This is a genomic window from Lysobacter enzymogenes, from assembly GCF_017168095.1.
Taxonomy (GTDB): Bacteria; Pseudomonadota; Gammaproteobacteria; order Xanthomonadales; family Xanthomonadaceae; genus Lysobacter; species Lysobacter enzymogenes_D.
The window spans coordinates 25,905-40,330 of record NZ_LXSD01000411.1 but is presented as its reverse complement, the minus strand read 5'-3'; the positions used below and the strand labels follow the sequence as shown (position 1 = coordinate 40,330).

Annotated in this window: 10 protein-coding genes, 3 tRNA genes and 3 pseudogenes; 15 read left to right on the top strand and 1 reads right to left on the bottom strand. The window is 71.2% G+C overall.

Going from position 1 to position 14,426, the window contains the following annotated elements:
• The 10 genes and pseudogenes from A7A76_RS17850 to A7A76_RS17805 form a co-directional block, all read left to right on the top strand.
• Positions 1-219, top strand: a pseudogene (locus A7A76_RS17850) (hypothetical protein); the annotation flags it as partial.
• A 102-nt stretch (positions 220-321) separates the two neighbouring features.
• Positions 322-1,566, top strand: coding sequence for a lipoprotein-releasing ABC transporter permease subunit (locus A7A76_RS17845; RefSeq protein WP_074865311.1), 1,245 nt, complete (start codon positions 322-324; stop codon positions 1,564-1,566).
• Positions 1,559-2,302, top strand: a complete 744-nt coding sequence (gene lolD, locus A7A76_RS17840; RefSeq protein ID WP_206412466.1) for a lipoprotein-releasing ABC transporter ATP-binding protein LolD — start codon at positions 1,559-1,561, stop codon at positions 2,300-2,302. Before A7A76_RS17845 ends, lolD begins: the two co-directional genes overlap by 8 nt.
• Positions 2,303-2,717: 415 nt before the next feature.
• Positions 2,718-5,123 carry a DNA internalization-related competence protein ComEC/Rec2 gene (locus tag A7A76_RS17835; protein ID WP_206412465.1) on the top strand — a complete coding sequence of 802 codons (2,406 nt, stop codon included), beginning with the start codon at positions 2,718-2,720 and terminating at the stop codon, positions 5,121-5,123.
• 27 nt (positions 5,124-5,150) lie between these two features.
• On the top strand, positions 5,151-5,810 hold the full coding sequence (locus A7A76_RS17830; RefSeq protein ID WP_074865316.1) for a MotA/TolQ/ExbB proton channel family protein: 660 nt from the start codon (positions 5,151-5,153) through the stop codon (positions 5,808-5,810).
• A gap of 12 nt (positions 5,811-5,822) precedes the next feature.
• Positions 5,823-6,296, top strand: a complete 474-nt coding sequence (locus A7A76_RS17825) for an ExbD/TolR family protein (protein WP_206412464.1) — start codon at positions 5,823-5,825, stop codon at positions 6,294-6,296.
• Positions 6,293-8,047 carry a lipid A export permease/ATP-binding protein MsbA gene (gene msbA / locus A7A76_RS17820; RefSeq protein ID WP_343225359.1) on the top strand — a complete coding sequence of 585 codons (1,755 nt, stop codon included), beginning with the start codon at positions 6,293-6,295 and terminating at the stop codon, positions 8,045-8,047. The genes A7A76_RS17825 and msbA overlap by 4 nt, the downstream gene beginning before the upstream one ends.
• A 172-nt stretch (positions 8,048-8,219) precedes the next feature.
• Positions 8,220-9,257, top strand: coding sequence for a tetraacyldisaccharide 4'-kinase (gene lpxK, locus A7A76_RS17815; protein ID WP_206412463.1), 1,038 nt, complete (start codon positions 8,220-8,222; stop codon positions 9,255-9,257).
• 219 nt (positions 9,258-9,476) lie between these two features.
• Positions 9,477-10,292, top strand: coding sequence for a 3-deoxy-manno-octulosonate cytidylyltransferase (gene kdsB, locus A7A76_RS17810; RefSeq protein WP_206412462.1), 816 nt, complete (start codon positions 9,477-9,479; stop codon positions 10,290-10,292).
• Between the two features lie 3 nt (positions 10,293-10,295).
• Positions 10,296-10,772 carry a low molecular weight protein-tyrosine-phosphatase gene (locus A7A76_RS17805; RefSeq protein ID WP_206412461.1) on the top strand — a complete coding sequence of 159 codons (477 nt, stop codon included), beginning with the start codon at positions 10,296-10,298 and terminating at the stop codon, positions 10,770-10,772.
• Positions 10,773-10,798: 26 nt separating this feature from the next.
• Here A7A76_RS17805 and A7A76_RS26835 read toward each other — a convergent pair.
• Positions 10,799-10,942, bottom strand: a pseudogene (locus tag A7A76_RS26835) (DUF6053 domain-containing protein); the annotation flags it as partial.
• 162 nt (positions 10,943-11,104) lie between these two features.
• Here A7A76_RS26835 and uvrC point away from each other — a divergent pair.
• The 5 genes and pseudogenes from uvrC to A7A76_RS17780 all read left to right on the top strand — a co-directional run.
• Positions 11,105-13,021: pseudogene (uvrC, locus tag A7A76_RS17800) on the top strand (excinuclease ABC subunit UvrC); the annotation flags it as partial.
• Between the two features lie 110 nt (positions 13,022-13,131).
• On the top strand, positions 13,132-13,704 hold the full coding sequence (gene pgsA, locus A7A76_RS17795) for a CDP-diacylglycerol--glycerol-3-phosphate 3-phosphatidyltransferase (protein ID WP_206412459.1): 573 nt from the start codon (positions 13,132-13,134) through the stop codon (positions 13,702-13,704).
• A 140-nt stretch (positions 13,705-13,844) separates the two neighbouring features.
• A tRNA-Gly gene (locus A7A76_RS17790) sits at positions 13,845-13,920 on the top strand.
• Between the two features lie 142 nt (positions 13,921-14,062).
• A tRNA-Cys gene (locus tag A7A76_RS17785) sits at positions 14,063-14,136 on the top strand.
• Between the two features lie 44 nt (positions 14,137-14,180).
• A tRNA-Gly gene (locus A7A76_RS17780) sits at positions 14,181-14,256 on the top strand.
• Positions 14,257-14,426 lie beyond the last annotated feature (170 nt).

Below are 14,426 nucleotides of genomic sequence, written 5' to 3'. Positions count from 1 at the left end.
CTGGCCGGCGCCCGCGCCTGGCTCGACGAGGCGCCGATCGCGCAGGCCCGCCTGTACTGGCGCGGCCCGCTGGTCCGCCTGGAATTCCGCGGCGCCGACGGCCGCCGCGGCCGCCTGCTGTGGTGGCCCGACAGCCTCGGCGCTCACGGCCGGCGTGAACTCCGGCTGGCCGCCGCGGTCGCAGTCGATGCGTCCGCACCGCGTTCGATGGCACCATGAGCGCGGATTCGGGATACGGGATGCGGGATTCGGACAGCGGCCAGGCCGCGCCGAGCCTGGATTTCCGCCCAATCCCCAATCCCCAACCCCGATCATGGCTACATGTTCAAACCCATCTCAGTCGCCATCGGCCTGCGTTATCTGCGCGCCAAGCGCCGCAACGGCTTCATCTCCTTCATCTCGCTCGCCTCGATCGCCGGCATCGCCCTGGGCGTGACCGCGCTGATCACCACCCTGGCGGTGATGAGCGGCTTCCAGCGCGAGATCCGCGACCGCATGCTGCAGATGGCCGCGCACGCCACGGTCAGCGCCTACGGCGAGCCGTTGGCGGACTGGCGCCACGCGGTGGAAATGGCCACCGCCGACAAGCGCGTCGCCGGCGCCGCGCCGTATGTCGAGAAGGAAGCGCTGCTCTCGGCCACGCGCCAGCAGCCGGCGATCGTGCGCGGCGTCGATCCGGCGCTGGAAGGCCGGGTTTCGGTGCTGGCCGACAAGATGGTGCAGGGCAAGCTCGATTCGCTCGAACCGGGCAGCTTCAACATCGTGCTCGGCAAGGAGCTCGCGCTGTGGATGGGCGCCCAGGTCGGCGACAGCGTGGTGATGATGACCGCCGACGGCCGCAGCACGCCGATGGGCGCGATGCCGCAGCTCAAGCGCTTCACCGTCAGCGGCATCTTCGAGGCCGGCTACAACGAATACGACAAGGGCATGGCGGTCGCCAACATGCAGGACATGCAGCGGGTGCTGCGCATGGGCGACGGCGTCACCGGCGTGCGCCTGAAATTGCACGACATGGACCAGGCCTGGGACGTGGCGCGCGACCTGGCGGTCAACCTCGGCGGCCCGTACCGGGTCACCGACTGGAGCAGCGACAACGCCAACATGTTCCGCGCGCTGAAGATGGAGAAGACGGTGATGGCGATCCTGCTGTCGCTGATCATCGCCATGGGCGCGTTCAACCTGGTGTCCTCGCAGGTGATGCTGGTCACCGACAAGCAGGCCGACATCGCGATCCAGCGCACCCTCGGCCTCACCCCGATGAGCGTGATGCGCATCTTCGTGGTCCAGGGCACCCTGATCGGCATCATCGGCACCGTGCTCGGCGTGATCGGCGGCATCGTGCTGACCCTGAACCTGGAGCACATCCTCAAGGCCATCGAGAGCGTGCTCGGCGTGCAGCTGCTGCCCGAGGACGTCTACTACATCACCGGCCTGCCGACCGACCTGCAGACCAGCGACGTGACCATCATCGCCTGCGTCGCCCTGGCCATGGCGTTCCTGGCCACCATCTATCCCGCCTGGCGCGCCGCGCGCACGGCCCCGGCCGAGGCGCTGCGCTATGAGTAACTCCGCCGCGCACAGCGCGAACCCGTCCGACGCCGCGCAGACCGTGCTCAGCTGCCAGGGCCTGGCGATGACCTATTCGGAAGGCAAGCTGCACACGCCGGTGTTCAACGGCCTGGACTTCGAGGTGAGCCGTGGCGAAACGGTCGCCATCCTCGGTGCATCCGGCGCCGGCAAGAGCACGCTGCTGCACCTGCTCGGCGGCCTGGACACACCGACCGCGGGCGAGGTGTACGTCGCCGGCCAGCGCATGAGCTCGCTGTCCGACCGCGCCCGCGGCCTGCTGCGCAACCGCGCGCTGGGCTTCGTCTACCAGTTCCACCATCTGCTGCCGGAATTCACCGCGCTGGAGAACGTGATGCTGCCGGTGCTGCTCGGCGGCCGCGATTCGCCGTCGGTCAAGGACGCCACCGCGCGTGCGACCGCGTTGCTGGAATCGGTCGGCCTCGGCCATCGCCTCGGCCACAAGCCCGGCGAACTGTCCGGCGGCGAACGCCAGCGCGCCGCCGTCGCGCGCGCCCTGGTCAACCGCCCGGCCTGCGTGCTCGGCGACGAACCCACCGGCAACCTCGACGAAAAGACCGCGGCCACCGTGTTCGAGCTGATGCTGTCGCTCAATCGCGACCAGGGCACCAGCCTGGTGATGGTGACCCACGACCGCCGCCTGGCGCGGCGGCTGGACCGGGTGATGGAACTACACGAGGGCAGGCTGCGCGAGTTGGCCGCGAGCGAGATCTGACCCGCGCCCGCGCCCGCTGCGCGATCCATCTGTAGGAGCGGCGCAAGCCGCGACCGCGACACGCCGATGACGACGAACGCTGCGACGCGAGCGCGGGTCGCCAAGCTTCCGCGTTCAGTCGATACGTGATTTACGCGATCCGACTGCAGGAGCGGCGCAAGCCGCGACCGCGACAATCGAACTACGGCGAACCTTCCGACGCCGGCGCCGACCGTCCGTCGTGCCTGGCCGTCCTGCACAACGCCCATCGCCGTTTTCCGACCCTTCGCCGCGCCGAGGGCCTACGCCGATCCCGGATTCCAGGCGATGCGCCCGTCTTCGTCGCATCGCTAAGGTTGTCCACGCCGACCAGCGCGATCCGCGACCTCGCGGCCCTGATCGCAATGCAACCGCACCCCCGGCGAAGGAGAACGCCATGTTCGCAGCGGCAAGGACGCCGCCGTTCGGAAAGCTCGTCGCGATCGCCTTGCTCGCCGGCATCGCCGCCGCATTGGCAGCGCCGCGATTGCTTCCCTGGCAGGCGATGGCGCCGCTGCTCTCGCTCGCCGCGCTCGGATGGTGGCGACTGCATCGCGCCCGCGCACCGGCCGCATTCGCGTTCGGCTTCGCCCTGGCGAGCCTGCATGCGGCGCATGCGCTGGCCCTGCAACTGCCGCCGGATTGGGAAAGGCGCGATGCGACCCTCAGTGGCCGCATCGTCGATCTGCCCGCGCACGAAGCGCGCCGCAGCCAGTTCCGCTTCCGCGTCGACGACGACGCCTCGCAGCCGGCGCCGCTGCGCGGCCGCTTGCTGCGCCTGGCGTGGTACGACGACGATCCGCAGCCGCGCGCCGCATTGAAAGCCGGCCAGCGCTGGCGCCTGCAGGCTCGGGTGCGCGCACCGCGCGGGCTGCGCAACCCGGGCGGCCCGGACGCCGAGAAGTACGCGCTGGCGCAGCGGCTCAGCGCCAACGGCTATCTGCGCGATCCGCAGCTCAACGCACGCCTGCTCGCGCCGCCCACCGGGCTCGACGCGTGGCGCGAAGCCATGTGCGCGCGCATCGCCGCGGCGGTGCCGACGCCGGCGGCGCGCTTCGTGCGCGCGCTCGCGCTCGGCGACACGCGCGGCCTCGACGATGCCGACTGGGAAGTGCTGCGCGCCAACGGCCTGACCCACCTGATCGCGATTTCCGGTTTCCACGTCGGCCTCGCCGCAGGCTTCTTCGCCCTGTTCGCGCGCGGCCTGTGGTGGCTGCTGCCGGCGCTCGGCCGGCGCGTGCCTGCGGTCGCGGCCGCTTCGGCGGCGGCGATGGCCGGCGGCCTGCTGTACGCCGCGGCCGCCGGTTTCGCCCTGCCGACGGTGCGCACCTGGTTGATGATCGCGGTAGTGGCGGGGTTGCGGCTGCTGCGACGGCCGCAGCGCGGCGCCGATGCGCTGGCGTTGGCGGCGATCGCGGTGATGCTGGCCGATCCGTTGGCCTTGCTCGGCGCCGGTTTCTGGCTGAGCTTCCTCGGCGTGGCCTGGCTGCTGTGGTGCCTGCCGGCGGCGGGCGAGGGCGGTTGGCGCGAGCGCCTGGGCGGTTTCGTCTCGGCCCAGGGCGTGGCCAGCCTGGGCCTGCTGCCTTTGTGCGCGGCGCTGTTCGGCCAGGCCTCGCTGGCCGGACCGCTGGCCAACCTGATCGCGGTGCCGTGGTGGAGCCTGGCGGTGGTGCCGCTGGCCTTGATCGGCACCGGCCTGGAAACGGTGCACGCCGGCGCCGGCGCGTTCGCCTGGCGCTGGGCTGCGGCCTGTTTCGAACCCGGCTGGCCTTGGTTCCAGGCGTTGGCCGGCAGCGGCCTGGCGCTGTGGTGGCTGCCGGAGCCGCGCTGGTTCGCCTTGCCGCTGGCCCTGCTCGGCGCGTTCTGGCTGCTGTTGCCGCGCGGCACGCCCGGCAAGGCGCTGGCGCTGCTGCTGTGGCTGCCGCTGCTGTGGCCGGACCGGCGCCTGCCCGCGCCGGGCGAGGCCGAACTGGTGGTGATCGACGTCGGCCAGGGCCTGTCGGTGCTGGTGCGCACCGCCCATCACAGCCTGCTGTTCGACGCCGGCCCGGCGGTGCGCGACGGCTTCGATGCCGGCGAGCGCGCGGTGGTGCCGGCGCTGCACGCCTTGGGCGTGCGCCGGCTCGATGCGGCGGTCGCCAGCCACGGCGATCAGGACCACGCCGGCGGATTGGCCGCGGTGCTGCGCGCGTTTCCCGCGCCGCTGCGGCTGGGGCCGCCCGATATCGCCGGCGAAGCCGTGCGCGGCCTGGATCTGAAGACCTGCGAGGCCGGCCGCGAATGGCGCTGGGACGGCGTGCGCTTGCGTTTCCTGCATCCGCCCCGGCACTTTCCCTATCTGCGCAACGAGTCCAGTTGCGTGCTGCGCATCGACAGCGCGCACGGCAGCGCGCTGCTGACCGGCGACATCGGCGAGGTGGTCGAGCGCGATCTGGTCCGGCGCGCGGCGCAGGCGCCGGCCGAGGCGGTGCGCGCCGACGTGGTCCTGGTCGCCCACCACGGCAGCGCCGAATCGTCCGATCCGGCCTTCGTGCGCGCGGTCGGCGCCCGCTATGCGCTGGTCTCCAGCGGCTACGGCAACCGTTTCGGCCATCCGCGCGCGGACGTGGTCGAGCGCTGGCGTCGCGCCGGCGCGAAGGTCACCGACACCGCCGCCGGCGGCGCCCTGCGGATCGGCTTGCGCGCGTCGGCGGATGCAGCCGCCGGCAACGCGGGCCTGCGCCTGGAAACGCGACGCCAGGCACACCCAAGGCTGTGGGACGCGAGCCGGCGCGCGCCTGGGCTATCCTATCGGCCGGATTGAAGTCGGCCACGGGCCGGGGGTTCGCGAGTGCTGGAACTGGTGAAGGCCGGCGGTTGGCCGATGATTCCGTTGTTGATCCTGTCGGCCGTGGCCCTGGCGATCATCATCGAGCGGCTGTGGACCCTGCGCCGGCGCGCGGTGCTGCCGCCGAACCTGGGCCAGGAAGTGCGCGCCTGGGCCGCCGGCGGCAAGCTCGATCCGGCCCACATCGAGTCGCTGCGCGCGACCGCGCCGCTGGGCGCGCTGCTGGCCGCCGCGCTCGACGTGCGCGGCCGCCCGCGCGAGGAAATCCGCGAGCGCATCGAGGACGTGGGCCGGCATCTGGTGCACCGCATGGAGCGCTACCTGAACACGCTCGGCACCATCGCCGCGGCCGGTCCGCTGCTGGGCCTGTTCGGCACCGTGGTCGGCATGATCCAGATGTTCCTGGTCATCAACGACCACGGCATCGGCGACGTCAACCAGCTCGCCGGCGGCATCGGCAAGGCGCTGGTGTGCACCGCCACCGGCATGATCGTGGCGATTCCGGCGCTGATGGCGCACCGCTGGTTCCGCGGCCGCATCTCCGAATACATCGTGGCGATGGAGCACGAGGCCATCGCCCTGGTCGACGTGCTGCAGCAGCATCCCGGCGAAGGCCGCGCCAGCGAGCCGCGTCCGGTGCGCCTGGCCGGCGGCCAGGGCTGAGGCGCCGCCCGCATGCGCATTCGCGACCACCGCGCCGACGACGAGCCGGAGATCAACCTGGTCCCGCTGATCGACGTGATCCTGGTGCTGATCATCTTCTTCGTGGTCACCGCCACCTTCGACGCGCGCTCGGTGCTCAAGCTCGAGCTGCCGCGCGCCACCGGCGAGCCGTCCGGCGACGCCAGCCAGGCGCTGGTGGTGCTGGTCAACGCCGAAGGCCGTTATTTCGTCGGCGACCGCGAGGTGCTGCGCGACGACCTGGACTCGCTCAAGACCACCATCGCCGAAGTCGCCGGCGACGACCGCGACCGCACCGTGATGCTGCGCGCCGACGCGCGCACGCCGTACCAGGCCGTGGTCACCGTCTACGACGCGCTCGGCCAGCTCGGCTTCCGCAAGATCATGAGCGCGACCGCGCCGCCGGCGCCGTCCGCGGCGGCGGCCAAGCCCGCTGCCGCCGCCGCGCCCTCGGGAGCCGCACGGTGACGGCGGATCCGAACGCCTCGCCGTGGCAGACCTATCGCCGGCTGCTGCGCTTCGCCCTGCCTTACCGCAACCTGCTGTGGCTGGCGGGGATCGGCATGCTGATCGAAGCCGTCGCCGGCGCGGGCTTCACCAAGTTGATGGACCCGATCATCAACCAGACCTTCATCGCCAAGAACAGCTCGGTGGCGGTGTGGTTGCCGGCGGCGATCGTCGGCCTGTTCGTGCTGCGCGGCATCGCCGGTTATGTCACCGACTACTACATGGCCAAGTCCGGCCGCGGCGTCGCCCGCGACCTGCGCGTGCAGGTGCTGGGCAAGTACCTGCGCCTGCCGGGCTCGCGCTTCGACACCGAGCCGGTGCCGTCGATGCTGGTGCGGCTGGGCTCGGACAGCGATCAGGTCGCGCAGGCCTCGGTCGATGCGATGAAGGTGATGGTGCAGCAGTCGACCCAGGCGCTGGCGCTGCTGGGCGTGATGCTGTGGACCAGCTGGCAGGTCACCGTCGCGGTGTTCCTGATGGCGCCGCCGCTGGCCTGGGTCATGGACAAGGTCGGCCGCCGTTATCGCCGCATCAGCCACCGCATCCAGGAGAGCGGGGCGCAGCTGCTGCTGGCCGCCGATCAGGCCTTGTCGAACCAGCAGGAAGTGAAGGTCTACGGCGCGCAGAAGTCCGAGCTCGACCGCTACGGCGCGATCGCCGACCACTACCTCAAGCTCAGCCTCAAGGTCGAATCTACCCGCTCGATCGCCTCGGGCATGGTCCAGCTGATGGGCTCGGTCGGCCTGGCGCTGCTGCTGTTCGTGGCCGGGCGCGAGGCCTTCGCCGGGCGCCTGGACGCCGGCGGCTTCGTCACGCTGATGGTGTCGATGATGGCGATCATCCCCAATCTGCGCCAGCTGACCAACGTGCAGAACATGCTCCAGCGCGGCGTGGCCTCGGCCGAGCGCCTGTTCGAGGTGCTCGACGCCGCCGAGGAGCCCGACAGCGGCGAGCGCGCGCTCGCGCGCAGCCGCGGGCTGATCGAGTTCCGCGACGTCACCGCGCGCTATCCGGGCCAGGAGCGCCCGGCGCTGAGCGGGATCAGCTTCGTCGCCCGGCCGGGCACGGTCACCGCCATCGTCGGCCGCTCCGGCAGCGGCAAGTCGAGCCTGATCAAGCTGATTCCGCGTTTCTACGATCCCGAGTCCGGACAGATCCTGCTCGACGGCCACGACCTCACCGACTACAAGCTCGCCGACCTGCGCCGCCAGATCGCCCTGGTCGGCCAGCAGGTGATGCTGTTCGACGGCACCGTCGCGGCCAACGTCGCCTACGGCGAGATGCAGGACGTCGATGCGGCCACGCTCGCGCGCGCGATCCAGGGCGCCAACGCCGCCGAGTTCGTCGACAAGCTGCCCGACGGCTTGAACGCGGCGATCGGCGCCAAGGGCGGCAAGCTCTCCGGCGGCCAGCGCCAGCGCCTGGCGATCGCCCGCGCGATGCTCAAGGACGCGCCGATCCTGATCCTCGACGAGGCCACCGCCGCGCTCGACACCGAGTCCGAGCGGCTGGTGCAGGACGCGCTGGAACGGCTGATGCCCGATCGCACCACCCTGGTCATCGCCCATCGCTTGTCGACGATCGAACATGCCGACCAGGTGCTGGTGATGGACCAGGGCCGCATCGTCGAACGCGGCTCGCACAGCGAACTGCTCGCCCACGGCGGCCTGTACGCGCACCTGCACCGCATGCAGTTCCGCGAGGCCGAATGAAAGCGGCGGCCCCTGGCGCGATCGAGCGCGCGAGTTCGGACGCCGCGTGCGTGGCGATGGCTTTCGCCGCCGCCGGCGATATCGCCGACCGTCACGCACGCGCTGCGACGAGCGCCGTTGCGGCGCCTCGCCGCGCATCCGCGCCGCATGCCGCGACCCGGAGCGCGCCGCGATGAGCGCCGAACGCCGCGGCGGCCCGCCGGCCTACTGGTACGACGACAGCGCGGTGCCCGCGCACGCGCGCCTGCTCGCCGGCCTGTACGCCGCGGTCACCGGCCTGCGCCGCAGCCTCTACCGCCGCGGGCTCAAGCGCCGCCGCCATCCCGGCGTGCCGGTGCTGGTGGTCGGCAACATCACCGCCGGCGGCGCCGGCAAGACGCCGCTGACCATCGCCCTGGTCCAGCGCCTGAAGCAGGAAGGCTGGAACCCGGGCGTGGCCACCCGCGGCTACGGCCGCGACGACGCGGCCACGCCGTTGTGGGTCGAACGCACTACCGACCCGCGCAGCGGCGGCGACGAGCCGGTGCTGATCGCGCGCCGCACCGGCGTCAAGGTCCGCGCCGACCGCGACCGCGCCAGCGCCGCGCGCGCGCTGGCCGAGGCCGGCTGCGACCTGGTGATCTGCGACGACGGCCTGCAGCACTACCGGCTGGCGCGCGACATCGAGATCGAAGTGGTCGACGGCCGCCGCCGCTACGGCAACGGCCAGCTGCTGCCCGCCGGCCCCTTGCGCGAACCGCCCGAACGCGGCGCGCAGTGCGACTTCCGCGTGGTCAATCTGCCCCAGCCCGCCGCCGGCGAAGCGCCGCTCGGCGCCGGCTTCGGCGAATGGCCGATGCGCCTGATCGCCGACCAGGCCCAGCCGCTGCTTGGCGCGCGCCCGTTGCGGCTCGACGGCTTCGCCGGCAAGCGCGTGCACGCGGTCGCCGGCATCGGCGACCCGGAGCGTTACTTCGCCATGCTGCGCGGCGTCGGCATCGCCGTGGTTCCGCACGCCTTTCCCGATCACCACCGCTACGCCGCCGCCGATTTCGCCTTCGGCAGCAAACTGCCGGTGCTGATGACCGAGAAGGACGCGGTCAAGATCCCGCTGGACGGGCAGGGCGGTTTCGATCCGGAGTCGTACTACAGCGTGCCGGTGCGGGCGGAGTTGCCGGAAGCGTTCTGGGTGTCGCTGCTGGACAAGCTGCAGACGCTCAAGCGCAAGTGACGCTGCAATCGGTTTTGCGCGGTCGCAGCTCGCGCAGCCCCTACATAGGCTACCTGTAGGAGCGGCGCAAGCCGCGACCGCGAAACCGCGCCAACCGCGTCACCCACTCCCGCGCCGCGCACCCTCACGCCGCATTCGCGATACTCGGCACCACGCACCACGCACCACGCACCACGCACCACGCACCACGCCTTCCGCCGCACCGCTCCGGAGCCGAACATGAGCCAGGACTTCGTCGTCGCCATCCCCGCCCGCTACGCCGCCTCGCGCCTGCCGGGCAAGCCGCTGCGCGAACTCGCCGGCGAACCGCTGGTGCTGCACGTCGCCCGCCGCGTGCTCGCCGCCGGCGCGCGCGAGGTGTGGATCGCCACCGACGACCAGCGCATCGCCGATGCGCTCAAGGGCAGCGGCGTGCAAGTGGCGATGACCTCGCCCGACCACGCCTCCGGCACCGACCGCCTGGCCGAATGCGCCGACCTCGCCGGCTGGCGCGACGACACCGTGGTGGTCAACCTGCAGGGCGACGAACCCTTCGCCCCGGTCGCCGGCATCGTCGCCGTCGCCGACGCGCTGCGCGACAGCGGTGCCGAAATGTCGACCCTGGCGGTCGCGGTGACCGAAGTCGAAACCCTGTTCGATCCCAACGCGGTCAAGCTGGTGCGCGCGGCCAACGGCGACGCCCTGTACTTCAGCCGCGCGCCGATCCCGTGGCCGCGCGACGCCTTCGCCAAGGACCGCGAGCGCATGCCCGGCGGCGGCGAATGGCTGCGCCACATCGGCATCTACGGCTACCGCGCCGGCTTCCTGCGCAAGTTCGCCAAGATGCGCCCGGGCCGGCTGGAGCAGATCGAATCGCTGGAACAGCTGCGCGCGCTGGAAGCCGGCTACCGCATCGCGGTCGGGATCAGCCCCGAAGCGTTCCCGCCGGGCGTCGACACGCCCGAAGACCTGGCCCGCGCCGAGGCGTTCCTGGCGGCGCAGGGCGCGGCGGGCGAGGGCGCGGCCAAGCAGGATCCGGCCGGCCAGGGCCGGTAAGCCATGCGGCTGCTGGTGGTCTGCCTGGGCAACATCTGCCGCTCGCCGGTGGCCGAGGGCGTGCTGCGCGCGCGCATCGAGGCGTCGTCGCTGCGCGGCTTGATCGAACTGGATTCGGCCGGCACCGGCGACTGGCACGTCGGCGAACCGCCGGACCGGCGCTCGATCGCCAACGCCGCGCAGCACGGCATCGACATCTCCGGTTTGCGCGCGCGCCAGCTGGCCGCCGCCGACTACCGCGAATGCGACTGGCTGCTGTGCGCCGACCGCGCCAACCTACGCGACGTGCGCGCCCGCGCGCCCAGGGACGCGACCGCGCAAAGCGCGCTGCTGCTGGACTGGTGCGGCACCGTCACCGACGGCGAGATTCCCGACCCGTACACCGGCGGCCCGGCCCAGTTCGAGCATGTCTTCCAACTGCTCGACCGCGCGGCCGACGGCGCCATCGCGCGCCTGCGGCGCGAGTTGCAACAGCGCTGAGCTGGGATCGGGCCTGGTTCCGACGCCTCCGAAGCTTTTGTGGGAGGGCCTTCAGGCCCGACGCTTTTCGGCCGGCTCGCCGCGGCCGCTCCAACCGCACCGCCCACGACGCCTTGCGGCGCCAGCGCATTCAGCCGCGCATCCCATCGCCGCCCCTTGCGCTCGCGCATAATCGACCCAATTCAGTTCCCGCCCCGATCCGCCGGCCGCCGCGCCGGCCGCCAGCCGCCGCCGATGCTTCCACCCGCGACGCCCGCCATCGTTCCCGCCGTTTCCCGCCGCGCCTGCGCGGCCGCGTCGCGCTGCGCCCGCACCCCTCGGAGCGCGCGCGCATGAGCGAGCAAACGCCCGTTCCGGCCAAGCCCGCGCCGTTCGACGGCAAGGCCTTCGTCAAGCAGCTGAGCACCGCGCCCGGCGTCTACCGCATGCTCGGCGCCGACGACAAGGCGCTCTACGTCGGCAAGGCCGGCGCGCTCAAGAACCGCGTCTCCAGCTATTTCAACGCCACGCCCAAATCAGCGCGGATCATGTCGATGCTGGCCCAGACCGTGCGCATGGAAGTCACGGTGACCCGCACCGAGGCCGAAGCGCTGATCCTGGAAAACCAGCTGATCAAGTCGCTCAAGCCGCGCTACAACGTGCTGCTGCGCGACGACAAGAGCTATCCCTACGTGCTGATGACCAGCGAGGCGTGGCCGCGCATCGCCATGCACCGCGGCCCGCGCGCGGTCGCCGGGCGTTATTTCGGCCCCTACGCCAGCGTCGGCGCGGTGCGCGACACGCTCAACCTGATGCACAAGCTGTTCCGCCTGCGCAGCTGCGAGGACAGCGTGTTCCGCAACCGCTCGCGGCCGTGCCTGCAGCACCAGATCGGCCGCTGCAGCGCGCCCTGCGTCGGCCTGGTGCCGGCGCGCGATTATTCCGAAAGCGTGCGCCGCGCCGGCCTGTTCCTGGAAGGGCGCAGCGACGAGCTCACCGACGAGCTCGGCCGCGACATGGAGGCGGCGAGCTCGCGCCTGGATTTCGAAGACGCCGCGCGCCTGCGCGACCTCATCGCCAGCATCCGCAGCCTGCAGGCGCGCCAATACGTCGACGGCCGCGCCGCCGACCTGGACGTGCTGGCGCTGGCGATGTCCGGCGCAGCCGCGTGCGTGCTGCTGCTGGCCTTCCGCGACGGCCGCAACCTCGGCACTCGCGCGTTCTTCCCGAAGACCAACGGCAGCGACAACCCCGAGGAAGTGCTGACCGCCTTCATCTCGCAGTACTACGGCGAACAGACCCCGCCGCGCGAGATCGTGCTCGACCGCGACCTGCCCGACCGCGAACTGTTCGAGCAGGCCTTCTCCGCCGCCGGCGAGCGCCGCGTGCAGATCAAGAGCAACGTGCGCGGCGAACGCGCCGGCTACCTCGATCTGGCCCGACGCAACGCCGAGATGGCGCTGGCCACCGAAATGACCAGCCACGCCGCCCAGCAGCTGCGCGCCGAGGCGCTGCGCGACCTGCTGAAGATGCCGGCGCTGCCGCAACGCATCGAATGCTTCGACATCAGCCACACCATGGGCGAAGCCACCGTCGCCTCGTGCGTGGTGTTCGACGCACAGGGCCCGGTGCGCAGCCAGTACCGCCGCTACAACATCGCCGGCATCACCGAGGGCGACGACTACGCGGCGATGAATCAGGCCATCGCCCGGCGTTTCCGCCGCGCGGTGGAAGAGGGTGAGGCGGCGCGTTTGCGAACCACTGGTTCGCGCGCCGACGAACGCCCTCGCGCCGAGCGCGAGGGCGGGAGCGGGGTCATGCCGGACGTGCTGCTGATCGACGGCGGCGCCGGCCAGGTCGCGCAGGCGCGCGCCGCGCTGGACGAACTGGGCGTCGACGGGGTGATCCTGGTCGGCGTGGCCAAGGGCCCGGCGCGGCGCCCTGGCGACGAGGAACTGCTGCTGCCGGATGGGCGCACCGTCCGTCCCGGCGCCGAGTCGCCGGCGCTGCAACTGGTCCAGCAGGTCCGCGACGAGGCGCACCGTTTCGCCATCACCGGCCACCGCGGGCGCCGGCAGAAGGCCCGCAACAGCAGTAGGCTGGAAGACATTCCCGGCATCGGGCCGCGCCGACGCGCTAATCTGTTGCGGCATTTCGGCGGCCTGGGCGGGCTCAAGGCGGCCGGGATCGAAGAGATTTCCCGGGTCGAGGGCGTCAACGAAGCCTTGGCCGAGCGCATCTACGCCGCCCTGCACGGGCTGGACGCGCCGGACGAGGCCGCCGCCCCGGGCCCGGCAACGCCGGCGGCCGCCCCCAAGGCGGCCAAGGGCGGCAAGCAGCGCACGACCGCCGGGCCGGCGGAACCCAAGCGGAGCGAAGGATGAAGTTGACCGTACCCACCATGCTGACTCTGGCCCGGATCGTCCTGATCCCGGTGCTGGTGGTGGTGTTCTTCCTCGATTACCCGTGGACCAACCTCGCGGCCGCGTTCATCTTCGCCTTCGCCTCGGTCACCGACTGGCTCGACGGCTGGATCGCCCGCCGCTACGACCAGTATTCGGCGTTCGGCGCCTTCCTCGACCCGGTCGCCGACAAGCTCATGGTCGCGGTGGCCCTGCTGCTGATCGTGCAGAAGCACCCGACGGTGTGGATGACGCTGTGGGCCGCGGTCATCGTCGGCCGCGAGATCGCGGTGTCGGCGCTGCGCGAGTGGATGGCCGAGCTCGGCCAGCGCGCCGCGGTCAAGGTCGCCGCGATCGGCAAGATCAAGACCATCGTGCAGATGGTCGCGCTGGTGTGCCTGCTGTACCAGGAGCGCTTCCTCGGCCTGCCGGTGTTCCAGATCGGCGAATGGCTGCTGGCCGCCGCGGCGCTGCTGACGCTGTGGTCGGGCCTGGCCTACCTGCGCGCGGCCTGGCCGATCATGCGCGCCGACAACGGCGGGCCGCGCTGAGCGCGGCCGGGCCGATGAAACCGCGCATCGCGCGGCATCGGGCCGGCAGGGCGGGGAAAACCGCCGCCGTCGCGGGCGCCGGGGCGCATTAAGGAAACAGTTGACAGTTTTCTTTCGATGCCTAAAATATCGCTTCCTCCGCGGGAATAGCTCAGTTGGTAGAGCACTACCTTGCCAAGGTAGATGTCGCGAGTTCGAGTCTCGTTTCCCGCTCCAGATTCAAAGACGCTCGGTAATGCGAATGTCTTGAAATCAAACCCCCTCGCGGGGGTTTGTTTTTTTAGACGAGGGTTGCGATCCGGTACGATTCGGGATTGCCAGCCGTCGTAGTGTTAAGGCAACATGTGTCGACGTCACCGGCCGGGTGGCAGAGTGGTTATGCAGCGGACTGCAAATCCGCGTACGCCGGTTCAATTCCGACCTCGGCCTCCAAATTCGCAACGCTGGCAGCGGCATCGCCAGGGTTGAAAAAATCAGCGGGAATAGCTCAGTTGGTAGAGCACTACCTTGCCAAGGTAGATGTCGCGAGTTCGAGTCTCGTTTCCCGCTCCAAACCGATGCGACGCGACAGCGGCGCATCCGCGGCACCCAAGGCGCCCGGCCGAGCCGGACGCCTTTTGTTTCCCCGGCCCGGCCTTCGCCCGGCCGCGGCGAAAGCGAAAAATCAGCGGGAATAGCTCAGTTGGTAGAGCACTACCTTGCCAAGGTAGATGTCGCGAGTT